We start from the raw sequence: 14565 nt of genomic DNA, 5'->3' as shown, positions 1-14565 counted from the left end.
GCGTAGCTGCAAGTTGTGAAAATGATATGAAACGGCGGTACCGTTTGTCAACAGCGAGGAGATGGCGCAATCGTTAGGCGCCGCCGATAGTGTGGTTTCCCGCGCCGGTGCGACCACAATCCTGTTCTGCGGGGTATTGTCAACTTGCTGAGTGGCTCCAATTTCTGATAGACTCACATTCATGAAAACACAAGCACCTGCATCCCTCTACAAAGGCTTTCGCTTCCCGGCTGAGATTATTGTCCATTGCATCTGGTTGTACTTCCGCTTCTCCTTGAGTTTCCGTGATGTTGAAGAGATTATGGCAGAGCGTGGGGTGGCGTTGACCTACGAAACCATCAGGCAGTGGTGTTTGAAATTTGGCCAGACGTATGCCAATGAACTGAAACGTCGTCGCCCAAAAACGGGTGACAAGTGGCACCTGGATGAAGTGTATCTCAAGATCAATGGCAAGATTCATTATCTGTGGAGAGCTGTTGATCAGTATGGAAATGTCCTGGATATCCTGGTGCAAAGCCGACGGAACAAACAAGCAGCCAAGAAATTTTTCCGGAAACCGCTCAAGGGCTTGCAATACGTGCCACGGGTGATCATCACTGACAAACTGGCCAGCTACGCTGCAGCGAAGAAGGAGATCCTGCAAAGTGTAGAACATCGTCAGCACAAAGGACTCAACAATTGCGCAGAGCGTTCGCACCAACCAACTCGGCAACGCGAGCGAACCATGCGACGCTTCAAATCCCCAGGACAGGCCCAACGGTTTCTCTCAGCATTTGGGCCGATCCTGGATCACTTTCGTCTGAAACGGCATCGCCTCACTGCCAGAGATTACCGTGCCCTCATACGGGATCGCTTCCTGGCATGGAACGAGGTGACCAATGGGAAAACTGTCGCCTAACCCCACACCATCCTCTCCAATATTCCGCTTCTTTCCTCCTCCTTCTCCCTTTTCTTCAAAAAGCTCTTCTATTTCTTCGTTAAGTTGACAATACCTCCTCTACTGTTCACCAACCATGGAGCTGGGCGTCGATATCTCGGAGCTGAACGTGGTCAATATGCGCAATGCTCCGCCAACACCTGCCAATTATGCGCAGCGGAGTGGTCGTGCTGGACGTAGCGGCCAGCCCGCGCTGGTCTTTACCTACTGTTCAACGGGTAGCCCGCACGACCAGTACTTCTTTAAGCGACCGGAAAACATGGTTGCGGGCGCGGTGACGCCTCCCCGCCTCGACCTGGCGAACGAGGATCTGGTGCGCGCGCATATTCACGCCACCCGGCTGACCGAGACCGGGCTGAGCCTGAGGCGCTCGGTCAAAGAGCTGTTGGATGTTTCAGGTGAAAATCCCACGCTTACGCTGCTGGACGAGGTGCGAGACAGTATCGAGGATCTCTCGGCGAAGAAACGTGCGCGCCAGAGAGCGGCGAATGTCCTTGCCACCCTGCGCGAGGATTTGAGCGGCGTGGCATGGTACAAAGAGGATGAGTGGCTGGAGCATGTCCTTGACCAGGTGGTGAAACGCTTCGACGAGACATGCGACCGCTGGCGCACCCTCTACAATGCTGCGCTCAACCAGGCACGCAAGCAGAGTGAGATCATGCTTGATGCCTCGCGGAGCCAGGCCGATAAGGATCAGGCCAAGCGCCTGCGCGCGGAGGCCGAGTCGCAGTTGGCTCTGCTGACGGACGTATCGAGCCTGCAGCAGTCGGATTTTTACAGCTACCGCTACTTCGCGACCGAGGGCTTCTTGCCAGGCTATAACTTCCCGCGTTTGCCGCTCTCGGCATATATTCCGGGACGGCGCGTGCGCCAGCAGGCGCGTGATGAGTACCTCTCACGCCCGCGCTTCCTGGCCATCTCGGATTTTGGTCCGCGTGCCATCGTCTATCACGAGGGATCGCGCTACCTGATCAATCGTGTGATCCTCTCCATGAGCGAGAGCGAGAATCTGACCACGAGTGGCGTCAAGCAATGCGAGCAGTGCGGCTATCTCCATCCGCTCCAGGATGGCCTGGGCATGGATGTTTGTGAGCATTGTGGCGCGCAGCTCCCTATTCCGCTGCGCAATCTCTTCCGCCTGCAAAACGTTGCGACCCAGCGGCGTGAGAAGATCAACTCCGATGAGGAGGAGCGTATGCGCCTGGGGTATGAGATCCGGACCGCGGTGCGCTTCTCCCAGCATGAAGGCACCTCCTCGGCCCGCGTGGGTGAAGTAAAGCCCCTTGGCAAGACCAGTAGTGGTGAAGAGGGAGAGCCCCTGGCGAAGCTAACCTACAGTCATTCCGCGACACTCTGGCGTATCAACCTTGGCTGGATGCGGCGCAAAGAGAAGAGCCAGCATGGCTTTGTGCTGGATCTTGAGCGTGGTTACTGGGCCAAGAGCGAGCAAGCGGTCGACGAGCCAGATGATCCCATGTCGCCGCGTACGGCGCGCGTCATTCCCTATGTGGAGGATAGTCGCAACTGCCTGCTCTTCGAGCCTACTGTGCCGCAGAAGCCCAGGGTCATGGCCTCGCTCCAGGCAGCGCTTAAGAGTGCCATTCAGGTGCGCTACCAGCTTGAGGACAACGAACTGGCGGCTGAACCTCTGCCAGATGAGAAGAACCGCCGTTCACTCCTCTTCTACGAGTCTGCCGAGGGCGGAGCTGGCGTCCTCAATCGCTTGCTTGAGGAGCCGAACGCTATGCGCGAGGTTGCCCGCGAGGCCTTGCGACTCTGCCATTTCGATCCGGACACGGGCGACGACCTGCGGAGAGCGCCACGCGCCCAGGAGGACTGCGAGGCGGCCTGCTATGATTGCCTGCTCTCGTACTATAACCAACATGATCATCTCTTGTTGGATCGCTTCGAGATTTTCCCTTTCCTCTTCCAGCTGGCCCAGTCGCAGGTGGCGCTCTCGCCCACAGCCAGCACGCGCTCGGAGCACACGGAACAGCTCTTGCGCCAGGCGGGTTCTGACCTGGAGCGGGAATGGCTCTCCTTCCTCGAGAGTCGAGGGCTGCGCTTGCCATCGCATGCCCAGAAGCTGCTCGAGTCTTGTGGCACGCGCCCGGATTTTCTCTATGAAGAGTATGGCGCTGCGGTCTATATCGATGGTCCACATCATAGGTATCCCGAGCGCCAGGCACGCGATACCCAGATCACGGAATGCCTGGAGGACCTGGGCTACTTCGTGATTCGTTTCACACACCACAATGATTGGGCGGCCATCGTCGCTCACTATCCACATATCTTTGGGGGACAGGTATGACGATTGACACGGACTTTGCAGTTGGTTCACTGGTGAAAGCGCGCGGGAGAGAGTGGGTTGTGCTCCCGGATTCAAATAAAGAGGTGCTGCTCCTGCGCCCGCTGGGTGGCACAGAGGACGAGGTGACAGGCATCTATCGTGCTCTGGAAACCGTCGCTGAGGCCTCCTTTGCACCCCCTGACCCGAGACAGCTGGGCGATTATCGCTCCTGCCGTCTGCTGCGCGATGCGGTTCGCCTGGGCTTTCGCTCAAGTGCCGGTCCTTTCCGCTCTTTCGCGCGCCTGGCGGTCGAGCCGCGCCCTTATCAGCTGGTGCCACTGCTGATGGCGCTGAAACAGGACCCTGTGCGCCTGCTCATCGCCGATGACGTCGGTATCGGAAAGACCGTAGAGGCGGGCCTGGTTGCTCGCGAACTCCTGGATCGTGGTGAGATTTCGCGCCTGGCCGTGCTTTGCCCTCCGCACCTGGCCGAGCAGTGGCAGGCCGAACTGAACGAGAAATTTCATCTAGATGCGAAGCTGGTGCTCTCCAGTACCGTCTCGCAGTTGGAGCGCGAGTGTCGCCTGGGGCAATCGGTCTTTGAGCGTTTCCCCTTTGTGATCGTCTCCATCGATTTTATTAAATCTGACCGTCGCCGCGACGAGTTCCTGCGCACCTGCCCGGAGTTCGTGATTGTGGACGAGGCGCATACCTGTGCCGAGGCGGGAGATGGGCGTGGAAGCCGCCAGCAGCGTCATCAGCTGGTGAAGAGCATCGCCGCCGATCCGCAGCGGCACCTGGTCCTGGTCACGGCAACACCTCACAGCGGTAACGAGAGCGCCTTCCGCTCGCTGCTGGCCCTGCTCAATCAGAAGTTCGCGCAGTTGCCCGATGATCTGAGTGGACGCCAGTATGAGCAGGCGCGTCGCGAACTGGCCACCTATTTCGTGCAGCGCCGTCGCGCTGATATCCGGGCCTACTTGCAGGCCGATACGCCCTTCCCAGATCGTCTGGAGCAGGAGCAGAGCTATAAGCTCTCGCCCGAGTATCGCCGCCTGGTTGAGAAGGTGCTCCGCTTCGCGCGCGAAACGGTGATTGATCCTCAGGATACAAGCAAGCATCGCCAGCGCGTACGCTGGTGGTCCATCCTCGCGTTGCTGCGCTCCATCGCCTCTAGCCCTGCCGCCGCCGCCGCAACGCTGCGTAGCCGGGCTGCGACCGCCGATAGCGAGAGCGAGGAGGAGGCCAACAAGATCGGGCGTCATACCCTGCTGGACCTGATGGATAACGAGGCCACAGAGGGTATCGACCTCGTGCCGGGCAGCGATTTTGAAGAAGAGCAGACGGCCGAGTCACGAGTGCGCCGCCGCTTGCAGGAGATGGCGCGAGAGGCCGAGGCTCTAGAGGGCGCGAAGGACGAGAAGCTCCAGCAGGCCATCAAGATGGTCTCAGGCATGCTCAAGGATGGCTTCCAGCCCATCGTCTTCTGCCGCTTCATCCCCACGGCGGAGTATGTGGCGCGTGCCCTGCGTGAGCGCCTGCCCAAAAGCGTCCAGGTGGAGGCTGTGACTGGTCTGCTGCCCCCGGTCGAGCGCGAGAACCGCATCGCGGAACTGGGGGCGCATCCCCAGCGCGTCCTGGTCTGCACAGACTGCCTGAGTGAAGGTATTAACCTGCAAGAGCACTTTAACGCCGTCATTCACTACGATCTCTCATGGAATCCGACGCGCCATGAACAGCGCGAGGGCCGCGTGGACCGCTTCGGTCAGCCAGCGAAGGATGTGCGCGTTGTCACTTACTATGATGGCTCAAGCGACTCCATTGATCAAATCGTCCTGGATGTCTTGCTGCGTAAGCATAACTCCATCCGCAAGCGGCTTGGTGTCTCGGTGCCCGTCCCCGCTGGCAGCGATCGCGTGATCGAGTCCATTCTTGAGGATCGCATCCTGCATGGCAAGGGGAGCAGTCCCACTGGCGACCAACTCGCCCTCCCTGGCATGGAGGACCCGCGCCAGCAAGAGCTCTCCCAGCAGTGGACCAATGCCTCCGAGCGTGAGAAGCGCTCGCGTACCGTGTTTGCCCAGGAGACGATCAGGGTGGATGAGGTCGCGCGCGAGCTTGAGGCCATGCGGACCGCCATTGGCTCGACGGTCGAGGTTGCCGACTTTACGCGCCAGGCCTTGCGAGAGTATGGCGCGGCGGTGAGCCAGAAGGGGAAAGGGATCACCCAGATCAGTCTTGAGGGAACGCCGCGGGCCCTGCGCGATACGCTCTCGCTCAACAAGCCGCTTCTCAAGGCGCGCTTCGAGTTACCGGTCAGCGATGATGAGATCTACCTCAACCGCACACATCCCTTCGTGGACGGCCTGGCAACCTATGTCATGGACACCGCCCTTGACCCTGAGGGCGAGAAGAGCATTGCCAGCCGCTGTGGCGTGATCCGCACCAGCCGCGTTGCGAAGCGTACCACCCTGCTCCTGACGCGCATCCGCTTTCATCTTACTGTGCAGCAGAGCGGGGATGAGCGCACCCTTCTGGCTGAGGACTGCCGGATCTTTGCCTTTAGCGGTTCTCCACAGAATGTCACCTGGATCGATGACCAGGCATATATTAATGAACTGATCGAGGCGCAACCGGAGGCGAATGTTATTTCCGAGCAGTCGCAGAGTATGCTCAGTCAGGTCATTGACAACCTGTCTCTTCTTCAGTCTCACCTGGAAGGAGAGGCCAGGAAGTATGGAGATGAGCTACGTGATGCGCACAGGCGCGTGCGTGCCGCCTCACAGGCCCGTGGCATGCGCTACCACGTTAAACTCCAGCCCCCTCTAGACGTGCTGGGCATCTACGTCTATCTGCCAAAGATCTAAACATTTGAGTAGGTGATGTGGTGTGTGCGTCCTGGCAGCCACAGGCTGCCAGGACGCACACACCACCCAACAAAGGCGAGCGCCGCAGGCGCGAGAAGTCAAGTAAGAATACATATTTGGCATGGTTAATTCATACAAACATGGACCCTACAAGAATAGAGAGAGAGAACACCCAGTATGGTCGCCACTCGCAAACGTCAACAAGCCATCTTCTCCACTGTCCACACCGAAGGGGCAAATCTGCCCATGGACCTGCTCCAGCGCATCGCGCAGAACGATTCCCAGATCGCGGGCCTGACACCAGAGGCCTACCACCTGATGGCTGAGAAGCTCAATGAGGCCATTAACCGCTCCTGGCTGCGTGTCCTGAGCGCGTGGAACGCCTTCAAGCTTGCGCAATCCCGCCTGCCTGAAAAAGATGCTGGAACCACTCTGACGCGTGAGCGCTGGCTGCTTCCTCTCTTTAACGAGCTCGGCTATGGTCGTTTACAGCCAAAGCCAGTGATAGTGATTGGTGAGCGTAGCTATGCCATCTCACATGGTTGGGAGCGTACCCCCATTCATCTAGTGAGCTATAAGCTTGACCTCGATCATATGACCAGGGGCGCGGAGGGAGCCATACGCCGCAGCCCTCATAGCCTCCTGCAAGAGCTGCTCAACCGCTCGGACGAGTACTTGTGGGGTATCGTCTCCAATGGTTTGAAGTTGCGCATCCTGCGGGTATTGTCAACTTATTGAAAGAATGGAAGAGCTTGTAAAAAAGAAGGACGAGGGAAAGAAAAGAGGTAGAAGAATAGGGGTGGACGATGCAGTGTTATGCCGCAGTTTTTGTTTCGGTTACCTCATTCCAGATCTGGAATCGGGTCTGTAAAATGGCACGGTATTCCTCAGCACTCAGACAGTGTCTTCGTGGTTGGAAATGGCCAGCGATGAGGCCGAAAGCCGAGAGAAAGCGTTGGGCGTGTTTGGCTGATTTAAACCGCCGCATCTTCTTTTCACGGAGCCGTGTGGGTTGGTGTGAATTTTCCGCTCGATTGTTCAAACCTTTGTGTTGCCGATGCTCCACGCCAGGCAGGATCTCGCGTTTCGCTGCTCCATAGCTCTTCAATTTATCGGTGATGATCACGCGTGGGACAGAGAGTAGCCCCTTGAGCAGTTTCCGGAAAAAGCGTTTGGCCGCCTTTTTGTTGCGTCGGCTCTGCACCAGGATATCCAGTACATTTCCGTTTTGATCCACTGCTCGCCACAAATAGTGGGTTTTGCCATTGATTTTCAGGTACACCTCGTCCATATGCTATGTATCTCCCGTTTTCGGACGGCGACGGCGCAGTTCGTTAGCATACACTTGCCCAAATTGAAGGCACCACTGGCGCACTGTTTCATACGTCACGACGATTCCGCGCTGCGCCAGAAGCTCTTCAACATCGCGAAAACTGAGTGAGAAGCGGAAATACAGCCACACTGCGTGGCTGATGATTTCTGGTGGGAAGCGAAAGCCTTTGTAGCTTGGAGCAGTGGGGGGTGTTTTCATGCAGTTATTCTAGCACATTGTTCAGCTACATTCCCAAGTTGACAATACCCGTAAGACCACGTGTTAGCTCTGTGTATTCTCGATTGTTTCTGGATCTTCCAGGCGGAAGACGCCTCGATCCTCGACATAGGAGAAGAGTTCGGCATAGCGTCCCCAGTTGATAATCGTTTCAAGCTGAGACCAGGCTTCATCATCGCTGAAGTGCTCGCGGAGCTGATCCATGTAGACCTCTTCGGAGACGGTATGGTTGGCATCGTTTTGCAGATCTCGCACGATGTGTCGTAGCATAGCGATGCGTTCGGTTCTGTCAGAACTCAAATCCCAACTTGGCTAAGAGGTCACACTTCTGATATACTGATCCCATTCACCGCATGGAATGAGGAGCATTGCTCAATGAACGAACTGGCACCTCTTTTAACCACCTTGAGTTTCCGACAGATGTTGTCTTGCTCGCAATCTTATGGCGACTGAGCTACAAATTGAGCCTGCGTGATGTGGCTGAGATGTTTTTAGCGCGAGGCTTTCAGTTTACACATGAGGCGATCCGAGACTGGGAAGCGCGGTTTGCTCCGTTGCTTGCAGATCAACTGCGAACCAAACGGTGCGGCCAAGCAGGACGATCCTGGTATGTTGATGAAACCTACCTGAGAGTCCAGGGAAAATGGTGCTACCTCTATCGAGCGATCGATCACGATGGCAATCTGGTTGATTCCATGTTGAGCGAGAAGCGGAATATGGAGGCAGCTCAGCGCTTTTTCAAGCAGGCAGTTGCAACCGTTGGCCATGTTCCCGATCAGGTGACAACCGATGGGCACAGTTCCTATCCGCGAGCCATTCGCGAGACAATGGGCAGCAATGTCACCCATCGAACGAGTAAATATCTCAACAATCGGTTGGAGCAAGACCACCGTGGCATCAAACAACGATACTATCCGATGCGCGGTTTTGGCGCATTTGAGGCAGCGGCACGCTTTTGTTGTGCCTTTGACGAACTACAGGATTATTTTCGTCCGCGCTCTATTGGGGGAGAATCGATCTCACTTTCCGAACAACGACGGGCTTTCCTCGACCGTCTTGTCGTCTTGCAAGCACTGCTACAAGCAGCCTCATAGCAAGAGACGAGCAGTAGTCAGCAGTCCATGGAGCTTTGATACGCTTCTGTGTTCTCAGTTCTGACAGAACCAATTGGATGGCTCTGTGTCGCAGTTTTGTAATAAAGGCCCTTGAGTATGAACGGACCGGAATACCACGCTAAGCGCTTAGCGTGGTATTCCGGTCCGTTCATACTCAAGGGCCTTTACCGAAGAGGCTCGAGTGAGCCAGGGAGGAGGGCTCTGCCATCTACAAAATGGCGGAGCCTTCCTCCCTGGCACTTTATTTTGCGGTAGCGGGCTAGCAGGCGTGGCGGGTGAATCAGGAAGCGGTCGGAGGTCCAAGGGGCGCGTGGCGCATCGGTCAGTTCCGCCAGAGCCAGCAGAACCGTATCGTAGTTGACGCGCCAGCCAGCGAAGTCGCGCCAAGCCTGGTCCCGATCCCGCTTCATAGGGACCCCATCTGCGGCGAGTTCGTCGCAGGCGAGATCGAACTCCACCCGTGAAATGCTGATGGGATCGATTGGCGCGAGATTAGGATCAAAAGGCATTCTGAAGAAGCGCGAGATATAGCGCAGGCAGATATAGCCAGCGCGAATGCAGAGATCCGCCTGTGGATCATGGGGAATATCTACAGCGGCATTGATCAGTGAGGCGGTATCCAGAATGGTGCCCGCGGCTGTAATCCATGAACGCTGTGGCTGGGGCGAGCGGAAGAAAGGAAGCGAGCCGAGCGAGGTATGGCTCTCTTCGATCTCCGCGAACCAGGTTTCCCAGCCACGCCAGACCTCGGTTAAATCCCCTAATCCACCGATGTGATGGTAGCGCTTGATTATCTCAACCGCGGAGGGTGGCGAGCCAGCGCGAGTCTCTAGCAGCGTGACCGCCGCCTCGCGGCGCGAGAATGAGCCATAGATAGCTGGCAGATAGGCAATTAACAATGCAACAATGAGCAGGCCGATAGCGGCCTCCGTAAAGGTCAGGAGGATGGCGGGAAAGGTATCGACGAAGGCCAGACCCAGGGTAAAGAGCGAGGAGCCACTGATCTTAAACGCCTGGTAGAGGGAACCATCGGTCAAACCCCAGAACATGGCGGTATAACCCAGCTGGATGCAGAGCAGCCAGACGACGAGAAGGGCTAACAGGCTCATGGGCGCGTAAAGCTCCATAATTTGATCGCGTCGCTCATACGTGTCAGCGCGCCGTTTGCGTAGTTCAAAAAGCATGCGTACGGCGATAAAGACATTCCTGCTGAAAATATCGGAGGCGCTACGCGGCAGAACAAAGGTGCGTATCGCGGAAAGCAGCGCGGCAAGGACACTCGTCGCCCCTAGCAGAAAGACCAAGATACGCAAGAGAAGCCAGAGCATATGATACATACAAGTGATGACTCCATAGTGTAAACTGATGAGTAGCTACTCAGCTGCGCTCATTGTGAGGTGTTCTCAGCGTCTGCGACGCTTCGCAAAGGTATGGGATGTGGTGGAGAACAGCCTACGGCTGTTCTCCACCACATCCCATACCCCAAACGAGCCATGTCGTGGCGAGAGGTCTTGAGTAGATACATCGATTAGTATACCAGAATAGGCATTGCCTCTATTTTACCAGGGAAGCGGCCTGGGTGTAGGTTGTCTCCCACGAATGTGCTGTGGCAAATTGATGACTACAATGCCCGGGCGGAACAGGAGCTTGGCCTTCACAGGAAATACTCCCACCAGTGCGCGACGACGAACTCCGGCAGAATAACAGAGAGGGTTGTTGATCGTCGAATAAATGTGCGGTTTCCCGATAACCATATATTTTCGCTGCTCATCTCTGAGTGAGCCAGGCCAAGCATCCAGATTCCTCAGAGTCTCTTGCCAATCTCAGCCAAGCGGTTGATCGCCTTGATTTAAGAGCGCTATCAGATGCAGATAGAAGCCCATCGCATCGAGAGGGTTGAGGTAACTGATACACTATCCCTCCCTCGCAAGCGGAAAAGGTAGCCCCACAATCCTCAATTTGCTGCAGGTGGCGAAAAAGCTGGCACACTTCATACTGAGGTTTCACCAGGATGCTTACTGGTGTGAAATCCTGTCTTCGCTTTGCAAAACTATGAACCGCACCCTCTTCAGCGAGCCCGACATGAGCGAGCGGTGGAGCGATAACCACTGCCGAGGGCACGTTCTGACGAACCTGTGTGGAATAGTGACTCTCCCCGTCAAACTGATCACGTATGATACGATAGTCATCCAGAGAAATGTAGGTAAATTGTGGTCCTCCATTGATATCACCGATGGCCCAGATATTTGCTACATTGGTACGCAGGTACTCATCAACTTCGATAAAGCCACGTTCGTTTACCGCAATTCCAGCCTTCTCTAATGCCAGCTGAGACGTATTGGGCACTCGTCCCACTGCGACCAGGATCACATCACATTCCAGCTCTTTGGATACTCCATGTTCATCAAGATAGTGAATAGCGGTACCATGTGTTCGATCATGAATACTTTGAACATGCGCATTCAAAAGAAACTGGATTCCCTGTTTCTCCATCGTCTGTTTGACTTCGGTGGCAATGTCACGGCTCTGTCCGGGAAGAAATTCGCTGCGTTGTTCCAGGACAGTTACCTCGGAGCCAAAGGATCGGTAGATGGAGGCAAACTCTAACCCGACATACCCACCGCCGACGATGAGCAGGTGACGCGGGAGGCGTTCCAGTTCCATCAGGCTCGTACTGGTGTAGACATGCTGTCTCTCCTGGAGCCCAGCGATAGTTGGTAGATAGGGAGCGTCCCTGTGTTGATAAACACGTTTTCGGCCTGGATCTCCATCTCCTCCCGTGCGTCACTCACCGCGACCTGAATTTCGCGTGGGGAAAGGAAGCGAGCCACCCCATCAATGAAGCTGATATTGGGCTGAGTAGCAAGATTTTCGTACACTTTCTGTCGCAAGAAGGTGACGACTCTCCTCTTCTCTTCAATGGCATCGCGATAAGAGCGTTCCTTCTCTGTGAACGCTTCTAGATGATGACTGCGGGCATGTTCAGCGAATAATACCAACGACTTCGTGGGCATACAGACGATATTGATGCAGGATCCTCCATACATCTCTTTCGATTTTTCGACCACTGCCACCTTCATTCCCTTTTGCCCCAGGAAACCTGCCAGCGCGCCGCCACCTCTCCCAAAGCCAATCACCAGAGCATCAAACTGTCTTTTCTCCACCGTAGATCATGTCTTCTTTCAGTGCGCGTACATAAGATGGCTGTATTGCAAGCGCTGGACACGGCTTGGATCAATTGCAATATTCTCATGAGTAGATGTATTGCTATTCACCACTCTATTCCTTCCTTTTCCTTGGGTCGTTATGAGCCTTCCGATACTTCTTATCTTTATTCACCTCACGCATTGGAGCGGCTATACGGGAGAGTATAGAGGATGCCTGGGAAAAGAACATCCTGCAAAACCCACGGGATGTGCAACGAGATGGGTACTCAACTGAAGTGGCTCTAGACAGTTTTTCCTGCTGTTATGCTTTCTGTGAGGGTGGGGCATTCCCATCCTCACAGAAAGCCGAGCAAACGCTGTGGAAGAGCTTCTGAAGCCGTTTCGCACGACACAGTCTGCTTGCTGTAACCTCGTTGCGCATCCCATGGGAGGCATATGCTTTTTGTATTGCTAAGGTAAGGTGTTGAGACGCAGGGTATAGAGATCCTCTTGCTGCACTTGTTCAGCATGCTGAACAAGTGCATTCAAATCATCTTTCGCACTAATGTAGCGTCCAGTTAATACATCACCCTTCCCCGTCGCAAGCCATACCACCACATCTGAAGGCTGTTCAGGTACATCGGTCAACAGGGTTCGAAAGGCTGAGCCTTGTTGAAATTGTTGCTCTCGAAAATCAGCCATCTGTAATGACATTGCGGTAGGGATGGTGCCGGGATGAAGAGCAAAAACACTGATGCCTCTATCTTTCGTTTCTATTGCCACATTTTCTGTGAAACGGATCAAGGCGGATTTGGAGACGGTATAAGCAGATTGTGCTGGCAACGCCACTGTTCCAATCCGACTGACAATATTGATGATGCGACCTCGCTTGCGCGCAAGCATGTTCGGGAGGACTGCACGGGTATACAGATACGGTCCGCGCACATTTACCTCCATGCTATCCCACCACTTCTGTGGATCCGTTTCCCAGATATAGCCGAGTCCTGTGAGTGCTCCTGCATTGTTCACAAGCACATCAATGGCCCCCCACTGTTGTTCCGTACGTCGTACAATCTCCTCTACAGAGGCCTGATTGGTGACATCTCCTTCTAGCGCCAGAACCGTGTGACCAGCCTCCTGAAGGAGCAATGCTGTTTCTTGCAGGTTTTCCTGTGAGCGGGCAGTAATTGTTACATATGCCCCTGCTTCTGCTAAAGCCTTTGCCATTGCTCGACCAAGGCCCTGGCTTCCTCCAGTGACAAGAGCGATCTGCCCGGCGAGCGGTTTTTGTGTCTCAGACATGTTTTCTTTCCTTTTTCTGGGAGTGTTAACACGAGAACGCTTCACGACTCGCGCCATTGAATAGAGCCTGGATGCATGATTGAAAGCATGTGCATTTCCGTATTTACTGACGCACCATGCCAATGCCAGACCTGTGCGGGAAGCGTGATGACCTCGCCCAGCTTTAACTCCTGTTCGGTGTTGTCTAGACCTAGCAAGCCCACCCCTGAAAGCACAAACAGAACTTGTGGATATGGATGACAGTGCCACCGACTGCGTACTCCCTTGGCAAAAAACACCGCCCGCACTTCCAGGTCAGAGCTATGCTCGGGTGATGTTAATAGCAGTTGCAATGCTGGCCCTGTGAAGTACGGCGCCAACGCGGGATCGCTCACTGCTGCCGTGGGATCGATCGTTGCACGATACATAGGTTGCTCTTCTTTCAGCTCACTGACGATTGAGGTGTTGGTCAACGTATGTTTTGGTACGGGCTCCCGAGGTAGAGTGGGCGCCGACCTCGGGAGGGGTTCTTGTTAGGATCGGGTCTGCTGGTAGGGCAGGTCAGCAGCGGTGAGACCTTCGAGGGCCATCCCAAAGGGAATGCCCTCGGCAATGCGACGGCGCAGACGCTGGTTGAGCGTCTGGCGCTGGAGCCTGCGATACAGATCGGGTTTTGCCGCTAACTTGTGGGCGATTTCCAGTCCTCGTGCGAGTACCTGCTCATGTGGCAGAACCGCATTGACGACTCCCCATTGTTCAGCCGTTCGGGCATCGATGGTCTCGCCCGTCCACAACAACCATTTGGCCCGCGCTGGACCAGCGACCTCTTCCCAGACCACCTGCAGACCATCGCCAGCGGTAATGCCAAACGCAGGATGCGGGAAATCACCATACGTGGCTCGCTCGGACGCAATGTGCACGTCCGCCAGGAGCAGATACTCCGAGTGGACAGTAGCCGGACCGTTGGCGACCCCAATGACTGGCATGGGAAGATCGACGAGGCGCTGGAGGATGTTGCTTCCCTCGCGGCGAATTTTCTCCCAATGCGCGGGCTTGAAGATTTCACCAAGACTGGCACCATCGATCGCATCCATAAAGGTATCGCCTGTGCCAGTGAGAAGGAGCGCCCGGTTGTCCTGATCGAGCGCGATTTCCTCAAGCGCTTGCGGCAGATCCTCGTGAGTCTGGCCCGTGAATGTAATGGGACCGCGGTTGGTATGGAAACGCAGCGTCAGGACGCCGTCGTCCGTCCGCTCGAAAGCAAGGTTTTCGTAGCGAGTGAAGTAGCCTGGAGTGGTTGAATGCGCTGTCATTGTTTTTACTTTCTCAAATGTTTCTATCTTACTGCCACCTATCGAGAGAAATGTAGTAATGCACGCT

10 protein-coding genes and 4 pseudogenes are annotated in these 14565 nt (G+C 55.4%); 6 read left to right on the top strand and 8 right to left on the bottom strand.

Annotated features, from left to right (window positions below):
- The first annotated feature begins 181 nt into the window (after window positions 1-181).
- From KRAC_RS00155 to KRAC_RS00140, 5 genes and pseudogenes are all read left to right on the top strand, one after another.
- Window positions 182-898 carry an IS6 family transposase gene (locus tag KRAC_RS00155; RefSeq protein WP_007903538.1) on the top strand — a complete coding sequence of 239 codons (717 nt, stop codon included), beginning with the start codon at window positions 182-184 and terminating at the stop codon, window positions 896-898.
- Window positions 899-1004: 106 nt separating this feature from the next.
- Window positions 1005-1109, top strand: a pseudogene (locus tag KRAC_RS80705) (helicase-related protein); the annotation flags it as partial.
- Between the two features lie 87 nt (window positions 1110-1196).
- Entirely contained in the window at window positions 1197-3248 is a 2052-nt protein-coding gene (locus KRAC_RS78980) for a Zn-binding domain-containing protein (protein WP_338010108.1), read from the top strand.
- A complete protein-coding gene (locus KRAC_RS00145; RefSeq protein ID WP_007903537.1) occupies window positions 3245-6094 on the top strand; it encodes a helicase-related protein in 2850 nt (949 codons plus the stop codon). The genes KRAC_RS78980 and KRAC_RS00145 overlap by 4 nt, the downstream gene beginning before the upstream one ends.
- Before the next feature lie 177 nt (window positions 6095-6271).
- Window positions 6272-6832 carry a hypothetical protein gene (locus KRAC_RS00140; RefSeq protein WP_007903536.1) on the top strand — a complete coding sequence of 187 codons (561 nt, stop codon included), beginning with the start codon at window positions 6272-6274 and terminating at the stop codon, window positions 6830-6832.
- A 76-nt stretch (window positions 6833-6908) separates the two neighbouring features.
- On the opposite strand, the pseudogene KRAC_RS00135 reads toward KRAC_RS00140, so the two are convergent.
- Both KRAC_RS00135 and KRAC_RS00130 read right to left on the bottom strand, forming a co-directional pair.
- Window positions 6909-7625 (bottom strand): annotated as a pseudogene (locus tag KRAC_RS00135) (IS6 family transposase).
- 63 nt (window positions 7626-7688) lie between these two features.
- A complete protein-coding gene (locus KRAC_RS00130) occupies window positions 7689-7913 on the bottom strand; it encodes an AAA-associated domain-containing protein (RefSeq protein ID WP_244421904.1) in 225 nt (74 codons plus the stop codon).
- 104 nt (window positions 7914-8017) lie between these two features.
- Here KRAC_RS00130 and KRAC_RS00125 point away from each other — a divergent pair.
- Window positions 8018-8737: pseudogene (locus KRAC_RS00125) on the top strand (IS6 family transposase); the annotation flags it as partial.
- 185 nt (window positions 8738-8922) lie between these two features.
- On the opposite strand, the gene KRAC_RS00120 reads toward KRAC_RS00125, so the two are convergent.
- The 6 genes and pseudogenes from KRAC_RS00120 to KRAC_RS00100 all read right to left on the bottom strand — a co-directional run bounded on the left by KRAC_RS00120 (window position 8923) and on the right by KRAC_RS00100 (window position 14498).
- A complete protein-coding gene (locus tag KRAC_RS00120; RefSeq protein ID WP_007903525.1) occupies window positions 8923-10095 on the bottom strand; it encodes a hypothetical protein in 1173 nt (390 codons plus the stop codon).
- 222 nt (window positions 10096-10317) lie between these two features.
- Entirely contained in the window at window positions 10318-10512 is a 195-nt protein-coding gene (locus tag KRAC_RS70490; protein WP_157506235.1) for a hypothetical protein, read from the bottom strand.
- Between the two features lie 13 nt (window positions 10513-10525).
- Window positions 10526-11895 (bottom strand): annotated as a pseudogene (locus tag KRAC_RS60365) (FAD-dependent oxidoreductase).
- 480 nt (window positions 11896-12375) lie between these two features.
- Complete coding sequence (locus KRAC_RS00110; RefSeq protein ID WP_007903523.1) at window positions 12376-13206, bottom strand: SDR family NAD(P)-dependent oxidoreductase; 831 nt, start codon at window positions 13204-13206, stop codon at window positions 12376-12378.
- Between the two features lie 41 nt (window positions 13207-13247).
- Complete coding sequence (locus KRAC_RS60355; protein WP_007903522.1) at window positions 13248-13613, bottom strand: cupin domain-containing protein; 366 nt, start codon at window positions 13611-13613, stop codon at window positions 13248-13250.
- A 105-nt stretch (window positions 13614-13718) separates the two neighbouring features.
- Window positions 13719-14498 carry an enoyl-CoA hydratase/isomerase family protein gene (locus KRAC_RS00100; RefSeq protein ID WP_007903520.1) on the bottom strand — a complete coding sequence of 260 codons (780 nt, stop codon included), beginning with the start codon at window positions 14496-14498 and terminating at the stop codon, window positions 13719-13721.
- Window positions 14499-14565: the final 67 nt, after the last annotated feature.

The organism is Ktedonobacter racemifer DSM 44963, assembly GCF_000178855.1.
Taxonomy (GTDB): Bacteria; Chloroflexota; Ktedonobacteria; order Ktedonobacterales; family Ktedonobacteraceae; genus Ktedonobacter; species Ktedonobacter racemifer.
This window is presented reverse-complemented; position numbering and strand designations above follow the sequence as displayed.